The sequence below is a fragment of the Pseudomonas sp. NPDC090752 genome (assembly GCF_055584805.1).
Map to the genome: position 1 here is coordinate 293,519 of NZ_JBVJLI010000005.1, position 13,271 is coordinate 306,789.

Annotated in this window: 11 protein-coding genes and 1 pseudogene; 4 read left to right on the forward strand and 8 right to left on the reverse strand. The window is 62.6% G+C overall.

Annotated elements, in window-relative coordinates; translation table 11 throughout:
* Positions 1-79: 79 nt before the first annotated feature.
* The 3 genes from hutU to hutC all read right to left on the reverse strand — a co-directional run bounded on the left by hutU (position 80) and on the right by hutC (position 3,442).
* On the reverse strand, positions 80-1,759 hold the full coding sequence (gene hutU / locus ACZ6YA_RS10025) for a urocanate hydratase (RefSeq protein WP_465896925.1): 1,680 nt from the start codon (positions 1,757-1,759) through the stop codon (positions 80-82).
* A gap of 403 nt (positions 1,760-2,162) precedes the next feature.
* Complete coding sequence (locus ACZ6YA_RS10030) at positions 2,163-2,735, reverse strand: HutD/Ves family protein (RefSeq protein WP_465896926.1); 573 nt, start codon at positions 2,733-2,735, stop codon at positions 2,163-2,165.
* On the reverse strand, positions 2,732-3,442 hold the full coding sequence (gene hutC, locus ACZ6YA_RS10035) for a histidine utilization repressor (RefSeq protein WP_465896945.1): 711 nt from the start codon (positions 3,440-3,442) through the stop codon (positions 2,732-2,734). The genes ACZ6YA_RS10030 and hutC overlap by 4 nt, the downstream gene beginning before the upstream one ends.
* A 146-nt stretch (positions 3,443-3,588) precedes the next feature.
* On the opposite strand from hutC, the gene ACZ6YA_RS10040 reads away from it, so the two are divergent.
* Entirely contained in the window at positions 3,589-4,959 is a 1,371-nt protein-coding gene (locus ACZ6YA_RS10040) for a formimidoylglutamate deiminase (protein WP_465896927.1), read from the forward strand.
* A 160-nt stretch (positions 4,960-5,119) separates the two neighbouring features.
* On the opposite strand, the gene ACZ6YA_RS10045 is transcribed toward ACZ6YA_RS10040, so the two are convergent.
* Both ACZ6YA_RS10045 and bamE read right to left on the reverse strand, forming a co-directional pair.
* Positions 5,120-5,692, reverse strand: coding sequence for a lipocalin family protein (locus ACZ6YA_RS10045; protein ID WP_400796492.1), 573 nt, complete (start codon positions 5,690-5,692; stop codon positions 5,120-5,122).
* Positions 5,689-5,943, reverse strand: coding sequence for an outer membrane protein assembly factor BamE domain-containing protein (bamE, locus tag ACZ6YA_RS10050; RefSeq protein WP_079230016.1), 255 nt, complete (start codon positions 5,941-5,943; stop codon positions 5,689-5,691). The genes ACZ6YA_RS10045 and bamE overlap by 4 nt, the downstream gene beginning before the upstream one ends.
* A gap of 224 nt (positions 5,944-6,167) precedes the next feature.
* Here bamE and ACZ6YA_RS10055 point away from each other — a divergent pair.
* Positions 6,168-7,205 (forward strand): annotated as a pseudogene (locus tag ACZ6YA_RS10055) (cache domain-containing protein); the annotation flags it as partial.
* Positions 7,206-7,334: 129 nt separating this feature from the next.
* Complete coding sequence (locus ACZ6YA_RS10060; RefSeq protein WP_465896946.1) at positions 7,335-8,060, forward strand: methyl-accepting chemotaxis protein; 726 nt, start codon at positions 7,335-7,337, stop codon at positions 8,058-8,060.
* Positions 8,061-8,160: 100 nt separating this feature from the next.
* On the opposite strand, the gene ACZ6YA_RS10065 is transcribed toward ACZ6YA_RS10060, so the two are convergent.
* The 3 genes from ACZ6YA_RS10065 to ACZ6YA_RS10075 form a co-directional block, all read right to left on the reverse strand.
* On the reverse strand, positions 8,161-8,757 hold the full coding sequence (locus tag ACZ6YA_RS10065) for a DUF924 family protein (RefSeq protein WP_465896928.1): 597 nt from the start codon (positions 8,755-8,757) through the stop codon (positions 8,161-8,163).
* Between the two features lie 3 nt (positions 8,758-8,760).
* Positions 8,761-9,771, reverse strand: a complete 1,011-nt coding sequence (locus tag ACZ6YA_RS10070; protein WP_465896929.1) for a class 1 fructose-bisphosphatase — start codon at positions 9,769-9,771, stop codon at positions 8,761-8,763.
* A 267-nt stretch (positions 9,772-10,038) separates the two neighbouring features.
* Positions 10,039-12,489 carry a glycogen/starch/alpha-glucan phosphorylase gene (locus ACZ6YA_RS10075; protein WP_465896930.1) on the reverse strand — a complete coding sequence of 817 codons (2,451 nt, stop codon included), beginning with the start codon at positions 12,487-12,489 and terminating at the stop codon, positions 10,039-10,041.
* Positions 12,490-12,675: 186 nt separating this feature from the next.
* On the opposite strand from ACZ6YA_RS10075, the gene ACZ6YA_RS10080 reads away from it, so the two are divergent.
* Positions 12,676-13,080 carry a YkgJ family cysteine cluster protein gene (locus tag ACZ6YA_RS10080; protein ID WP_465896932.1) on the forward strand — a complete coding sequence of 135 codons (405 nt, stop codon included), beginning with the start codon at positions 12,676-12,678 and terminating at the stop codon, positions 13,078-13,080.
* Positions 13,081-13,271: the final 191 nt, after the last annotated feature.

The window sequence follows — 13,271 nt, forward strand, 5'->3', positions numbered from 1 at the left end:
GACGCTCCCAAACTTGAAAATGGAAATCGGCAGCCTTTTAGAAATGGCTGATGGGGCCGCTGTGCGACCCCAAGGTCTGTCAGCCAGTGATCATCGGCAGGTTCAACCCCTGCTCTTTGGCGCAATCGATCGCAATCTGATACCCCGCATCGGCATGACGCATCACCCCGGTAGCCGGATCGTTGGTCAGCACGCGAGCGATACGCTCGGCGGCCTCGTCGGTGCCATCACACACAATGACCATGCCAGAATGCTGCGAGAAGCCCATGCCCACACCGCCACCATGGTGCAGCGAGACCCAGGTCGCGCCGCTGGCGGTGTTCAGCAGAGCGTTGAGCAGCGGCCAGTCGGACACGGCATCCGAGCCGTCCTGCATGGCTTCGGTCTCGCGGTTGGGGCTGGATACCGAGCCGGAATCGAGGTGGTCGCGACCGATCACGATGGGCGCCGACAGCTCACCGCTGCGCACCATTTCATTGAACGCCAGCCCCAGTTTGGCGCGCAGGCCCAGGCCTACCCAGCAGATACGCGCCGGCAGGCCCTGGAAGCTGATGCGCTCGCGGGCCATGTCGAGCCAGCGGTGCAGGTGGGCGTCGTCCGGGATCAGCTCCTTGACCTTGGCGTCGGTCTTGTAGATGTCTTCGGCATCGCCGGACAGCGCCGCCCAGCGGAACGGGCCGATGCCGCGGCAGAATAGAGGTCGGATATAAGCCGGGACGAAGCCTGGGAAATCGAAGGCATTGGTAACGCCCTCTTCCTTGGCCATCTGGCGGATGTTATTGCCGTAGTCGAAGGTCGGCACGCCTTGCTTCTGGAAGTCGAGCATGGCTTGCACGTGCACGGCCATGGACTTTTTCGCGGCCTTGACCACGGCGGCCGGTTCGGTTTGTGCACGGTCGCGGTACTGCTCCCAGGTCCAACCGGCCGGCAGGTAGCCATTGAGTGGGTCGTGGGCGCTGGTCTGGTCGGTGACCATGTCCGGGCGCACGCCACGCTTGACCAGCTCTGGCAGGATCTCGGCGGCATTGCCGTGCAGGGCGATGGAGATAGCCTTGCCTTCTGCGGTGTACTTGGCGATCCGCGCCAGGGCGTCGTCGAGGTCTTTGGCCTGTTCGTCGACGTAGCGGGTGTCGAGGCGGAAATCGATGCGGCTCTGCTGGCATTCGATGTTCAGCGAGCAAGCACCAGCAAGGGTCGCGGCCAGTGGCTGAGCACCGCCCATGCCGCCCAGGCCGGCGGTCAGTACCCATTTGCCCTTGAGGCTGCCGCCGTAGTGCTGGCGACCGGCTTCGACGAAGGTTTCATAGGTGCCCTGGACAATGCCCTGGCTGCCGATGTAGATCCAGCTGCCGGCGGTCATTTGGCCGTACATGGCCAGGCCCTTGGCATCCAATTCGTTGAAGTGCTCCCAATTGGCCCAGTGCGGCACCAGGTTGGAGTTAGCGATCAATACGCGCGGGGCATTGGCGTGGGTCTTGAACACCCCGACCGGCTTGCCCGACTGCACCAGCAGGGTTTCATCGTCGTTCAGCTGGGTCAGGCTCTCGACGATCTTGTCGTAGCAGGCCCAGTTGCGCGCGGCGCGGCCAATGCCGCCATACACCACCAGCTCTTTCGGGTTCTCGGCTACCTGCGGGTCGAGGTTGTTCATCAGCATGCGCAGCGGGGCTTCGGTCAGCCAGCTTTTGGCCGTCAGCTTGTTGCCACGCGGGGCGCGGATCTCGACGTCACGGAATTTGTTGAGTTTGTTGTCAGTCACGAAAGTGCTCCTCGGGTGCGTACAGCGCGAAATGGGGACGGCCTATCCACTTTCGCGCACTTGGCTTTACTTGTACATACAAGCATATGCAATTGAATTGCCAAGTTCTGCTTAAGCGCTGTTTCCAACCATGCGGGGAGCGGAACAGCCCACATGATTCGTGGGCTGCACTGACGAACATAAAATTTTGCAGTGGACTCGAGAACAGGGTGGCAACGAGAGGGCATTGCGCCATCTTGGGGCGTTCGGTAACAGACGGAGGCGTTACCAGGTAACTAGATGTTGCCTTTAGCGGCCCTTTCGCGGGGCAAGCCGGATCGCCGGACCGCCGCTCCCACAGAACCTGAGATCGCTGAATATCCTGTGGGAGCGGGCTTGCCCCGCGAAAGGGCCGGCAGCATCGCTATGAGAGCTGGGTCAGCTCGATGACGCAGCAGCGGCCCATAACGTCTACCTCACACAGTTGATCGTTACCACTGAGCTGCAAACAGTCATACAGCCCTAGCGCCTGCTCCTGGCCATCGATGCTCACCTGCAGCGCTGCCTGGGCACTGAACACAAGCACGCTACTGGCCGCACTGAACAGCCGACTGCCGCCGTTGAACCACTGCAACCGCGCCCGGTAACGCGCAGGTGCGTAGATCAGGTTGAAGTCACGGATCGCCCCGCCCAGCAGCGTGCAGCTCACCTGGCTTTCACCCCTGAATGCGTAGGCATCGAACGGCAACAACGACCGGCTGTGCTCACCGTCCACCGTCAGGCGCATGCCATCGCCCTGCAACACGGTGATGATGCGTTGGTAACCGGAAAAGCTGGAAAAACCGCCGGATGCTTCGATATCGGCAATCGACAGGCGCCAGCCGAAGCCATCCAGTCCATCGCCCGCATCGCGGGTGATTTCTTCGGTGAAACCACCGCCGTTCTTCCACGGCATGCGCGGGTAGTCCTTGGCGCGCAACCCCTGTAGCTGTCTCATTTGCTGAAACGTCCTTCCAGGCGATGGCGGGAACCGGGGTGGATCAACCGCGCCGCGGTCACAGGCTGGCGACCGGACCAGGTGCGGCGACGGATCAGCAGGCAAGGCTCGCCGGGTTCGATCTGCAGCAGCCGGCACTCCTCAGGCTCGGCCAGGATGGCTTCCACCACGTGCTCGCCCTCGGTCAGCGGCGCCACCTGGGACAGGTAGGCGTAAGGCGTCTGCCGGGTGAAGTCTTGCTTGAGATAGTTCGGGGCGATTTGTGCATTGACGTAACGGTCTTCGATCTGCACCGGCACGCCGTTTTCGTAATGCACGATCAGCGAATGGAAGACCCGCTGGCCTTCCCGCATGTCCAGGGCCAGGGCGCGCTCGGAGCCGGCCGCCTCCTCGGCCAGAGTGATCACCTCACAGCGATGCTGGTGGCCACGCGCGGCGATTTCATCGGCGATGTTGTTGACCTCGAACAGCGCTGAGCGAGTCTTGGGCTCGGCGACGAAGGTGCCGACGCCCTGCATGCGCACCAGCAGCCCTTCGGCAGTGAGCTCGCGCAACGCGCGGTTGATGGTCATTCGGCTGAAGCCCAGTTGGCTGACCAGCTCGCTCTCCGACGGCACCCGGTGGTGCGGCGGCCAGCTGCCGTTTTCGATCTGCTGGATGATCATCTGTTTGACCCGGGCGTACAGCGGCGCCGGGCCCTCGCCCATCTGGGTGACCAGCGCGGAGACAGGAGGTGTCGGCACGGCGTTTGATCCTTGTGCTAATGGGGTGAACGGTAGCTTGCCGGAGTTTACCCGGCAGGCAAACGGCTGTATATGTATATACAAGTCGTAAAAATAACAGGAATAGCGCAATGCCCGCCTATTATGCTGAACATGCCCTCCTGCCCACCGGTTGGGCCCGCAATGTCCGCTTCGAAGTGGCTGCGGATGGCCATCTGGCTACCGTGCAAGCGGATGCCAGCGCCGACGGTGCCGAGCGCCTCACCGGGCCGGTGTTGCCGGGCATGCCCAACCTGCACTCACATGCATTCCAACGCGCGATGGCAGGCCTGGCGGAAGTGGCGGGCAACCCCAACGACAGCTTCTGGACCTGGCGTGAGCTGATGTACCGGATGGTCGGCAAGATCACCCCAGAGCAACTGCAGATCATCGCCCGTCAGCTATACATCGAGATGCTCAAGGCTGGCTATACCTCGGTCGCCGAATTCCATTACGTGCACCATGACCCAGCGGGCAAGGCTTACGCCGACCCGGCAGAGCTGTCGCGCCGCATCAGCGCCGCAGCGGCCAGCAGCGGTATTGGCCTGACCCTGCTGCCAGTGCTTTACAGCCACGCTGGCTTCGGCGGCCAGGCGCCTAACGAAGGGCAACGGCGCTTCATCAATTCCACCGAGCAATACCTGCAACTGCAATCGCAATTGGCCCCGGTGCTGGCGGCTCAATCCGCGCAACGCCTGGGTCTGTGCTTCCACTCGCTGCGCGCGGTCACGCCGGGACAGATCAGTGAGGTGCTGGCCGCTGGCAACCCGGAGTGCCCGATCCATATTCATATCGCCGAACAACAGAAGGAAGTCGACGACTGCCTGGCCTGGAGCGCAATGCGCCCTCTGCAGTGGCTGTATGAGCATGTGCCAGTGGATGCACGCTGGTGCCTGGTGCATGCCACCCATGCGCAGCCCGGCGAAGTCGCGGCCATGGCCCGCAGTGGCGCCGTGGCCGGCCTGTGCCTGACCACCGAGGCCAACCTGGGCGACGGGATTTTCCCTGCGGTGGACTACCTGGCCCTGGATGGACGCATGGGTATTGGCTCCGACAGCCATGTGTCACTGAGCGTGGTCGAAGAACTGCGCTGGCTGGAATACGGCCAGCGCCTGCGTGACCAACGGCGTAACCGGTTGTATCGCGAAGACCAGCCAATGGTGGGGCGCACGCTGTATGACGCAGCACTCAGCGGCGGCGCACAAGCGCTAGGACAGCCGATTGGCGAGCTGGCGGTGGGCAAACGTGCCGACTGGCTGGTGCTCGATGGTCAGGATCCCTACATCGCCATGGCCGATGGCGATGCCATCCTCAACCGCTGGCTGTTCGCCGGGGGTGATCGCCAGGTGCGCAATGTGATGGTCAATGGGCAATGGGTGGTGCGCGAAGGGCGGCACGGGCAGGAAGGGGAAAGCGCGCGGGCGTTCCTGGGGGTATTGCGGCAACTGTTGGGTAATAATTGAGGTATGCCCGTGTGGGAGCAACTGTCTTCCACAAAACTTAGAAAGCTGCGCGATCCCTGTGGGAGCGGGCTTGTCCCGCGAACACGGGCGAAGCCCGTGCCATCCACCGCATCGCTTGCTTCGCGGCTAAAGCCGCTCCCACAGGGGTAATACAACAGACTCAGTGCATCTGCACGATCTGCTTGTCCGCCATCCGCCAGATCAACCGGCTGGTGTCATAGCCCTGCTGGCGGGCCTTGGCCAGCAGGCTCTCGCGCTCCCATGCCGGCAATGTCGGCGTGCGCGACAATATCCACAGGTACTTGCGGTCGGGGCTGCCGACGACTGCCGTGCGGTAGCGATCATCCACGTACAAAATCCAGTACTCACCCTTGGTCAAGCCCGGCACCAGGCGGGTGAACCAGTTGTCGAACTCGACCCACAGCCGGTCGGTATGCCCCGGCTGCTGGATGTTGGCATGGCCCTCTGCGCGCAGCCATTCATCACCCATCGTGCGGCAGCGGTTGAGCACGCCGTACGAGCCGTCAGGCTTGAGGTTGTAATGCGCCTCGGACTGCGCGCATTCGCTCTGGTAAGGCATTGGTAAACGCGCCAGCTCATACCACTTGCCCTGATACCGCTTGAGGTCGACGTTGCCGGCGGTCTTGGGCGCCAGCGGGTCGTTGGCCGAGGTGGCGCAGCCACCCAATAGCATCACCAGGCACAACCCCAGCAGCAGGTGCAGACGCGTCATTTGAGGCCCTGCCCTGAATACATCAGCACCTTGTCAGCAGCGTACTGCACGCTGATGAAGCTCTTCTCGTCCCCCCAGGTGCAACTGCTCATGCCCAGCGCGCCAGAGCACTCGGTGGGCGTGCCGAGCAGTTGCTCGACCTCGGCCTTGTTCATACCGGCCTTGAGCTTGGAATAGTTTTCCTGATTGATCTTGCTGCACGCAGTCAGGACGACGCACAGGGACAACAGGGCGAGGGAACGCAACGACATGAAGGGACACTCCTGAAAGGTGGATGCAGGCGAGTGGCCTGCAGTGACCTTCGACGGGAAAATCCCTCCCTGGTTCCCTGGCACCCCCCCTTTCGTTCTACACCGTTGGTCGCCTGGTGCCACGCAAACGATTAATGTTTTCCCGCCCCGCGTCGACACAGCGAGCACGCTGTGACGCATGGTCGCAGCGCCTCCTTCGCCTTGCCTTGTGCAGATCACAAAAAATGACCAAGAACCTGAAGTTCAGCCACAAGATCCTGCTGGCCGCCGCCCTGGTGGTGGCCGTCGCCTTTACCTGTTTCGTGCTGTTCAACGACTATCGCCAGCGCCAGTCCCTGCGCAGCGATACCCAGACCAACCTGCAGGACCTCGGTAGCCTTACCGCCGGCAACATTGGCAACTGGCTCGACAGCCGCATCCAGCTGCTCGACTCGCTGGCCCAACAGATCGCCGTCGACGGCCCTGGCAAAACCAGCCTCGACCGCAGCCTGGCGTTGCCGGTGTATGCCAGCAACTTCCAGCTCACCTATTTCGGCGGCCAGGACGGCAGCATGCAGTCGGTACCGGTCGGCAGCCGCGCCGCCGACTACGACCCGCGCGTACGCGGCTGGTACAAGGCGGCCAGCGCCGCCAACCGGACCATCGTCACCGAGCCCTACATCTCGGCTTCGGCCGGCAAACTGGTGATCACCCTGGCCACCCCCGTGCAGCAGGCGGGCCGGATGATCGGCGTCAGCGGTGTCGACACCGACCTGCAAACCATCAGCAAGCTGATCAATACCCTCGACTTCGATGGCCACGGCCATGCCTTCATCGTCAACGGCCAAGGCAAGATCCTCATCCATCCGAAGGCAGACCTCGCGCTCAAGACCCTGGCCGACGTTTATCCGCTCGACACTCCGCGCATCGGCACGGGTCTGAAGGAGGTCACGCTGGATGGGCGCAAGCAGTTCATCAGCTTCACCCACGTCGACGGCGTGCCTTCGGCTGACTGGTACGTGGCACTGGTGGTCGATCAGGAAGCGGCCTTCGCCATGCTCAGCGAGCTACGCAGCTCGGCCATGGTCGCCACTCTGATCGCCGTGCTGGTGATCATCGCCCTGCTCGGCCTGCTGATCCGCGTGCTGATGGAGCCGCTGCACCTGATGGGCAGGGCCATGCATGACATCGCCGAAGGCGAAGGTGACTTGACCCGGCGCCTGACCATCCACGCCCAGGACGAATTCGGCAGCCTTGGCCAGTCGTTCAACCGCTTCGTCGAACGCATTCACGAGTCGATTCGTGAAGTGGCTTCGGCCACCGGCCAGGTCAACGCGGTGGCGACGCAAGTGGTCAGCGCCTCGAATGCTTCGATCCAGAACGCCGATCAGCAGTCCAGCCGCACCAGCAGCGTGGCCGCGGCCATCAACCAACTCGGCGCCGCCGCGCAGGAAATCGCCCAGAACGCGGCCCTGGCGTCGCAGCATTCAAGCGATGCACGGGGGCTGGCCGAGGAGGGCCAACAGGTCGTCGGGCGCACCATCGACGTGATGAACCAACTGTCGGCGCGCATCAGTGACTCGTGCGGCAACATCGAAACGCTCAATGCCCACACTGCCAACATCGGCCAGATTCTCGACGTGATCAGCGGCATTTCACAGCAAACCAACCTGCTGGCGCTCAACGCCGCGATCGAGGCCGCCCGCGCCGGTGAAGCCGGCCGTGGCTTTGCCGTGGTCGCCGATGAAGTGCGCAACCTGGCCCACCGTACCCAGGAGTCGGCGCAGCAGGTGCAACGCCTGATCGAAGAGCTGCAGGCCGGCGCGCAGATGGCCGTCAGCACCATGAACCAGAGCCGTGAGCACAGCGACCACAGCGTGGGCATCGCCAACCAGGCGGGTGAGCGCCTGGGCAGTGTGACCCAGCGCATTGGCGAGATCGATGGCATGAACCAGTCGGTCGCGACCGCTACCGAAGAGCAGACGGCCGTGGTCGAGTCGATCAATGTCGACATCACCGAGATCAATACGTTGAATCAGGAAGGGGTGCAGAACCTGCAGAGCACCTTGCGTGCCTGCACCGACCTGGAACGTCAGGTCGAGCGGTTGAAGCATCTGGTGGGCAGTTTCAGAATCTGAGTTCGGTGGTGCCTGCTTCGCGGGGCAAGCCCGCTCCCACAAAGTTGGCGCAGTCTCTGTGGGAGCGGGCCTGCCCCGCGAAGAAGCCAGTACAGGCGAACTAGAACCTGGACCCAGGCTCCAGCAAAAAGTCCATCTCTTCGCTGGTACTCGGCCGCTCCAGCATCAGGTTGCGATGCGGGAAGCGCCCAAACCGGGCAATCACCCGCTGGTGCTGCTCGGCGTAGTCGAGGAACCCCTCGAACAAGCGCCGATGGGCCTCGGGCTGCTCATCGAGCAGCACCTGGTAGCGCTCGACGCTCAGGTTCTGCCAGTCCAACACCTCGGCATGCTCCAGCACCAGCAAGACGAACACCCGCTGGATCGGCAACAGCTGGTAATCCCAGCCCTTCTGCAGACCCTGCATCGCCACCACCTGGGCACGTCGGTCACCTTCGAAGGCGCGTGGCGTGTCGCGGTAGATCATGCGCGGCAGCTGGTCCAGCAGGATCAGCAGGCCCAGCCAGCCCTGCGGGCTCTGCTGCCACTCGTCGAGCCCGCCCGCCAGGGCTTGCTCGACCAGGTCGCCGAACAGCACCTGGGCGTCGGCATCGTAATGCTTGCCGAACCACAGCGTGCTCTTCTCGTCAGCCACGGCCTGGGCATTGGCGCCCCAACCGAACCACCACTCCAGCAACGGCTGCCAAGGTGCGAGCATGACTTACTCCTTGTGATAGGCGGTGACGCGCTCGACCTCTTCCTTCGAGCCGAGAATCACCGACACGCGCTGGTGCAGGCTCTCCGGCTTGATGTCGAGGATTCGCTCGTAACCATTGGTAGAGGCGCCGCCGGCCTGTTCGATGATGAACGACATCGGGTTGGCTTCGTACATCAGGCGCAGCTTGCCTGGCTTGCTTGGCTCGCGGGCATCGCGCGGGTACATGAACAGACCGCCACGGGTCAGGATGCGGTGTACGTCGGCCACCATCGAGGCGATCCAACGCATGTTGTAGTTCTTCTTCAGCGGCCCGGTCTCGCCGGCCAGCAGTTCACCCACGTAGCGCTGCACCGGGGCTTCCCAGTGACGCTGGTTGGACATGTTGATGGCGAATTCGGCGGTGGTTGCCGGTACCTGGATGTTCTCGTGGGTCAGGACGAAACTGCCCAGTTCGCGGTCCAGGGTGAAACCCTTGACGCCATTGCCCAGGGTCAGGATCAGCATGGTCTGCGGGCCATAGATGGCGTAACCGGCGGCGACCTGCTCGGTACCTGGCTGCAGGAAGGCCTCTTCGTTGAGGCTTTCGTTCTGGCTCAGGTACTGGTTAGGGCAACGCAGTACCGAGAAGATGGTGCCGACCGAGACGTTGACGTCGATGTTCGACGAGCCGTCCAGTGGGTCGAAGACCAACAGGTAAGCGCCTTTCGGGTATTTGCCTGGGATCTGGTAGGCGTTGTCCATTTCTTCGGAGGCCATGCCGGCCAGGTGGCCGCCCCACTCGTTGGCTTCGAGCAGAATGTCGTTGGAGATCACGTCCAGCTTCTTCTGTACTTCGCCCTGCACGTTTTCAGTGCCCATGCTGCCCAGCACGCCGCCGAGGGCGCCTTTGGACACGTGGTGGCTGATTTCCTTGCACGCACGCGCCACCACTTCGATCAGGAAGCGCAGATCGGCAGGAGTATTGTTGCTGCGGGTCTGCTCAATCAGATAGCGACTCAGGGTAACGCGGGACATGTATGGCTCCGGACGGATTGGGGGAGAAAACCCCCGCAGTTTACAGGGAGAGTTGAATGCTAGCGAGTAAAGAGACTCGCCTGGGCAGTCAGACGGCACATTAGGTCGGTAGTTCAGCCTCGGCCAGGCCGGCTGTCGAGTGGGGCTGCTGCGCAGCCCATTCGCGGGGCAAGCCCGCACCCACAGGTTTTGTGCAGCCTTCGAGGCAACGGAAATCCTGTGGGAGCGGGCTTGCCCCGCGAATGGGCCGCACAGCGGCCCCAGTGCTCAATCCAGCGCCTTCCATATGTCGGTGGCGTACTCGCGAATGGTCCGATCCGAAGAGAACCAGCCCATCCGCGCCGTATTCAGCACCGCCATCCGCCACCATTCCTGCGGCGTGTGCCACAGTTCCTCGACACGCCGCTGGGCATCCCAGTAGGCATCGAAATCGGCACAGACCAGGAAACGGTCATAGGCCACCAGCCCGTCGATCAACCCGGCATAACGCCCAGGGTCATCCGGCGAGAACACACCGCTGCGTATCGCCTGCAACACATCGCTCAAACGGTTGGAGGCCGCGATCGCGGCGCTGGCACCAAAATCACCGGCCCGCTTGCGCGCCTCGACCTGCTGCGCGGTCAGGCCGAAGATGAACATGTTGTCGGCACCCACCTGTTCGCACATCTCGACGTTTGCACCGTCGAGGGTGCCGATGGTCAACGCGCCATTGAGGCCGAATTTCATGTTGCTGGTACCCGAGGCCTCGTAGCCGGCCGTGGAGATCTGCTCCGACAGGTCCGCCGCCGGGATGATGCTCTCGGCCAGGCTGACGTTGTAGTTGGGCAGGAACACCACTTTGAGCAAGCCACGCACGGTGGGGTCGTTGTTGACCACTCGGGCGATGTCGTTGGCCAGTTTGATGATCAACTTGGCCTGGTGGTAACTGGCGGCGGCCTTGCCAGCGAAGATCTTCACCCGTGGCACCCAGTTGGTGCCAGGGTCGTTGCGGATGGCCTGGTACAGGGCTACGGTGTGCAGCAGGTTGAGCAGCTGGCGCTTGTATTCGTGGATGCGCTTGACCTGCACATCGAACAGCGCCTCGGGGTTGACCGTGACCCCCACGCGGTCCTGAATGATGCTGGCCAGCGCGCGCTTGCTGTGCAGGCGCTGCGCAGCGAACTGCTTGCGAAAACCGCCCTTGTCGGCGAACGGTACCAAGTTGGCCAGGCGCCCTTCGGGGTCATCCAGCAGCTCCGGGCCCAGGGCCTCGACCAGCATCGCGGTCAGTTGCGGGTTGGACTGGTATAGCCAGCGGCGGAAGGTGATGCCGTTGGTCTTGTTGTTGATCCGCTGTGGGTAGAGCTTGTGCAGCTCGGCGAACACCGTGCTCTTCATCAGTTTGCTGTGTAGCGCCGACACCCCGTTGACGCTGTGCGAGCCAAGGAACGCCAGGTTGCCCATGCGCACCCGGCGGCCGTTGTCCTCTTCGATCAGCGACACCGCGCGCAACACGTCGAAGTCATGCAAGCCCTTCGCGCGCAGGGCGTCGATATGGAAGGCATTGATCAGGTAAATGATCTGCATGTGCCGCGGCAACATGCGCTCCATCAGCGCCACTGGCCAGGTTTCCAAGGCTTCGGGCAGCAGGGTGTGGTTGGTGTAGGCCAAGGTTCCGACGGTCAGCTCCCATGCCTTTTCCCAGGGTATTTCATGCTGGTCGACCAGCAGCCGCATCAGCTCCGCCACGGCAATCGACGGGTGCGTGTCGTTGAGCTGGATCGCTGCGGCATCGGGCAGGTTGAGCAAGTCCTTGTGCATGTTCAGGTGGCGCCGCAGCAGGTCCTGCAGCGATGCCGAGACGAAGAAGTACTCCTGGCGCAGGCGCAGTTCCTGGCCAGCCTCGGTACTGTCAGCCGGGTAGAGTACCCGCGAGATGCTTTCGGCGCGTGCCACTTCGGCCACGGCACCCAGGTGGTCGCCGGCGTTGAAGCGCTCCAGGTGCAAATCTTCCAGCGCCCGGGCACGCCACAGACGCAAGGTGTTGACGCTGGCCCCGCGCCAGCCGACCACCGGCGTGTCATACGCCACCGCCCGCACCGTTTCACCCGGTGTCCAGACCTGACGCTGCTGGCCGTGGCCATTGCTCAGCGTTTCGACGCTGCCGCCGAAGCTGATCGGATAGATCACCTCGGCGCGCTCGAACTCCCAAGGGTTGCCGAAATCCAGCCAGTTCTCGGTCTGCTCTTGCTGCCAGCCATCGACCATGGCCTGGCGGAACAGCCCATGCTCATAGCGGATACCGTAGCCGTGGGCGGCGATACCCAAGGTCGACATGCTCTCCATGAAACAGGCTGCCAACCGGCCAAGGCCGCCATTGCCCAGCGCCGCGTCCGGTTCCAGCAAACGGATCCGCTCGATGTCCACGTCCAGCCCTTGCAGCGCATCGCGGGCAATATCCAGCAAGCCCAAGTTGCTCAGGCTGTCGTAGAGCAGGCGGCCGATGAGAAATTCCAGGGAGAGGTAGTAGACGCGTTTCTGACTGCGCCGGTAGGCCCGACGGGTGTGATCCATCCAGTGATCGACCATATGATCGCGGGCGGCCAGGGCAATGGCCTCGAACCAGTCATGGTCGAAGGCGTGCTCCGGGTCCTTGCCGACCGCGTAGGTCAGCTTGTCCAGTACCGCGGCGCGAAAATCGGCCACCTCGGCATCACGTGCTTTTGGTTCCTGGGACATGCGGCATCCTCGGGCAAATTGACGAAAGCGCAGGGAGATTGATGAGACTAGACCCTTCGACAGGGAGTGGCAGCCTGTGTTCGCAGATTTCATGCCCACATGGCCAATCCGGCAAAAGGTTGTTCACAAATTGAACAACTCCGGTATCATCGCGCGCCCCAAGACCGTGATCCACCACCTATAACGATGAAAACGACCCTGATTGCCGCGGCCGAAGTCGACCGCCTGGAAACCTGGCAGCGCTACGCCAGCCATATGTGCGGGGGCTGCCATTCGACCTGCTGCACGCTGCCCGTGGAAGTGAAGATCAAAGACCTGATCCGCATCGGCGTGGTGGACGAGTTCGAAAAGGACGAGCCGCCGAAGAACGTGGCCAAGCGCCTGCAGAAGGAAGGCATCATCGAACGCTTCAACCAGAAGTCGGGGATCTTCACCCTGACCCGGATGAGCAACGATGACTGCATGTACCTGGATCGTAAGAGCCGGCTGTGCACCATTTATGACAAGCGCCCGGATACCTGCCGCAATCACCCGAAGATCGGGCCGCGGCCGGGGTATTGTGCTTATAAGCCCAAGGCAGTCACGCGCTGACAGCCTGTAAGGGCCTCTTCGCGGGCAAGCCCGCTCCCACAGGGGCCCCGCAGAGCCAAAGGCCTGTTGCGAACCTGTGGGAGCGGGCTTGCCCGCGGTACAAACCGAAGACATCGTTTACATTTCAAACCGGGGACATTGTTTACAGGCTAATACGCATGATCAGGAGGTATTTGATCATGCCCTGGAAC

Excerpts from the sequence above, each read along its gene's own strand:
- ACZ6YA_RS10030 (WP_465896926.1), bottom strand. The coding sequence starts at position 2,735 with ATGAGACAGCTACAGGGGTTGCGCGCCAAGGACTACCCGCGCATGCCG.
- hutC (WP_465896945.1), bottom strand. The coding sequence starts at position 3,442 with ATGGGCGAGGGCCCGGCGCCGCTGTACGCCCGGGTCAAACAGATGATC.
- ACZ6YA_RS10040 (WP_465896927.1), top strand. The coding sequence starts at position 3,589 with ATGCCCGCCTATTATGCTGAACATGCCCTCCTGCCCACCGGTTGGGCC.
- ACZ6YA_RS10045 (WP_400796492.1), bottom strand. The coding sequence starts at position 5,692 with ATGACGCGTCTGCACCTGCTGCTGGGGTTGTGCCTGGTGATGCTATTG.
- bamE (WP_079230016.1), bottom strand. The coding sequence starts at position 5,943 with ATGTCGTTGCGTTCCCTCGCCCTGTTGTCCCTGTGCGTCGTCCTGACT.
- ACZ6YA_RS10065 (WP_465896928.1), bottom strand. The coding sequence starts at position 8,757 with ATGCTCGCACCTTGGCAGCCGTTGCTGGAGTGGTGGTTCGGTTGGGGC.
- ACZ6YA_RS10070 (WP_465896929.1), bottom strand. The coding sequence starts at position 9,771 with ATGTCCCGCGTTACCCTGAGTCGCTATCTGATTGAGCAGACCCGCAGC.
- ACZ6YA_RS10075 (WP_465896930.1), bottom strand. The coding sequence starts at position 12,489 with ATGTCCCAGGAACCAAAAGCACGTGATGCCGAGGTGGCCGATTTTCGC.
- ACZ6YA_RS10080 (WP_465896932.1), top strand. The coding sequence starts at position 12,676 with ATGAAAACGACCCTGATTGCCGCGGCCGAAGTCGACCGCCTGGAAACC.